A 2539-nucleotide genomic window follows, 5' to 3' on the forward strand; every position below is an offset into this window, starting at 1 on the left:
TTCTAGCTGTGGTATAAAAATATAGCATTTCCCTATACTATATATTTCTTGAACGTTATCATGAATCTGGTTATTGATCCCATTTTTAGTAAAGATGCATTGTTGCGGACTTGTTATGGCTTTTCGGGTGGTTTTCACTTCGATATTAAAATGAATGATGGAATGTATTCTATTACCATTTCTAAATTAGATGCCACGCCGGTATCACGCAGTTTTGAGGCTGAATTTAAAAATGCGCTAGTTGATCATGAGCTACGGGTGGTGATTGAGGAAAAAACAAAAGTAGTGAAAGATGCTTTAGTCTATGCTGCTCTGCGTGAGGCATGGAGTGTGCAGTCCGATGAATAATAAAATTAAAAATAGAGGCGACTTTACGGACAAAAGTTATTCATTACTTCCGTTCAATTTTGAACGACTGAATAATGATGATGCATTAATAGTTAATATGGTGGGGGAATATTCCCTTGTTAAATATTCCGAATTACAAGATTTAGTTGCAGGTCAGTTACCAACTGATGCTGCGCTTTATAATGAGTTAAAAAGAAAAAGCTTCTTATCAGGTGCAGAAGACTCTTATGCACTACGATGTTTGTCCGCTAAATACAGGCAGCGTAAATCATTTTTGAGTGGTGGGCCAGGTCTGCATATATTTGTAGTGACGCTGAGATGTGGTAATTCCTGCGAGTATTGTCAGGCGAGTAGGAAATCGATTACCTCATCACAATATGATATGTCACAAGAGGCGGCTAGACATGCAGTAGATCGGGTGTTTGAATCACCTAACCAACATATCACCATCGAATTTCAGGGCGGTGAGCCTCTGCTGGCCTTCGATTTAATTAAAAGTGTCGTTGATTACATTCATGAGAAAAACCACTTTCATGGTAAGAGCATTGTATTTGTGATTGCGACTAGCCTTCAATTTATTACAGACGAGATGCTTGATTTCATTAAGATAAATGAAATACAGATATCTACATCCTTGGATGGTCCAGAATGGCTGCACAATAAAAATCGGCCATCCACATGTGGTAATAGTTATCAAAGTACTCTTGCAGGTATTCGGAAAGTAAGAGAAGCCATCGGTGATGATGCTATTGCTGCCATGACGACAATCACTAAAGATAGCCTACCATTTTACGAAGAAATTGTTGATGAGTATGTGAAGCATGATTTTCATTCCATCTTTTTGCGCCCACTTAATATGTATGGTTTTGCCGTCAAAAAAGAAAGTAAAGTCAGCTATACGTCAAATGAGTATTTTGAATTTTATAAAAAAAGTCTTAAATATATCATTGATATCAATAAATCTGGCTACTATCTCGATGAAGTCACTGCATCTTTGGCATTGAATAATATTCTGACCGGACGTCCGGTGGGTTATGTTGACCTGCGATCTCCGTGTGGAGATGGTACTGGGGTGCTGGTCTATCATTACAACGGTTACGTTTACCCTTCAGATGAAGCCAGAATGCTCTATGACATGGGTGACAATAAGTTTTGTCTGGGCTCGATAGATACACCCTATATTGAGCTGATTTCATCTGATGTGATGGCTGGGATTTTGCTGAGTGGGGTTGCTGAATCTCTGCCAGGCTGTGCCTATTGCGCTTACCTTCCCTACTGCGGAGCCAATCCCATTCAAAACTATTCCCGTACAGGGGATATGTGTGGGCACAGGGCCAAGAATGACTTTTGCAATAAGCAAAAGCCATCGTATCGCCATCTCTTCAGCCTCCTTGAGGAAAACAAGGGCGTATTTACCTCATGGATCACAAAAGGGTAAGTGCGATGAGCTTCAAACTAAAATTAAAAGCTGAAATTCACAATCCCTCTATCATTCGTCGCCCATTGCGGGTGACAACGATTGAGAGTTACGTTGCTAATGGGCGCTCACCGGAGGATCTTTGTCTGATCTACCCGGACAGGCAAGATCGTGCAGAGGCCCTGCTCTCTATTAATTGGGGGGCTGTTGTCATTTATGATCAAGCAACCTCGCCCTTTAAAGGTCAAATTATCCAGGTCACCGAGACTGCCGATCCCCTTGAGGATGGTGATATTATTGTGACCTTAAATAATGCTGTTTACATTGTCTACAAACAGCACAGTGACTCCAACACTTTGTTTCTGACCGAGCGGTGCGATAACTTCTGCATCATGTGCTCGCAACCACCAAAAGACATAGATGACTCTTGGCGGGTAAATGATGCTCTGGGCATCATTAATTTGCTTGATGATGAGCCGCGTACATTAGGGGTCAGTGGTGGTGAGCCAACCATCCTTAGTGCTGATTTTTTAAATATTCTGAGCCGTTGTCACGAGAAACTGCCTCAAACCCAGCTCCATATTTTGACCAATGGCAAAAAACTGAGTGACAGAGATTTCATCAATAACATTCGGCAGATTGGACACCAGCGAGTGCTGTGGGGGATCCCATTATATGGTTCGACAGCTCTTGAGCACGATTATCATGTGCAGTCTCGTGGTGCATTCAATCAGACCATCAATGGCCTTTATCACCAGGGCAAGATCATGAACG

Annotated in this window: 2 protein-coding genes and 1 pseudogene; all 3 read left to right on the forward strand. The window is 41.7% G+C overall.

The genetic code is table 11. The annotated features are described in order from the left end of the window. Positions 1 to 60: 60 nt before the first annotated feature. The gene (gene hxsD / locus BN1115_RS06215; RefSeq protein WP_042656499.1) at positions 61 to 348 is read left to right on the forward strand and encodes a His-Xaa-Ser system protein HxsD; all 288 of its coding nucleotides are present in this window, start codon (positions 61 to 63) and stop codon (positions 346 to 348) included. Then, positions 341 to 1786 (forward strand): His-Xaa-Ser system radical SAM maturase HxsB, encoded by a 1446-nt coding sequence (hxsB, locus tag BN1115_RS06220; RefSeq protein WP_042656500.1) that lies wholly within the window; start codon positions 341 to 343, stop codon positions 1784 to 1786. The genes hxsD and hxsB overlap by 8 nt, the downstream gene beginning before the upstream one ends. Positions 1787 to 1791: 5 nt before the next feature. Continuing rightward, positions 1792 to 2539 (forward strand): annotated as a pseudogene (locus BN1115_RS06225) (His-Xaa-Ser system radical SAM maturase HxsC); the annotation flags it as partial.

This window comes from Aeromonas allosaccharophila, assembly GCF_000819685.1.
GTDB classification, from domain to species: Bacteria; Pseudomonadota; Gammaproteobacteria; order Enterobacterales; family Aeromonadaceae; genus Aeromonas; species Aeromonas allosaccharophila.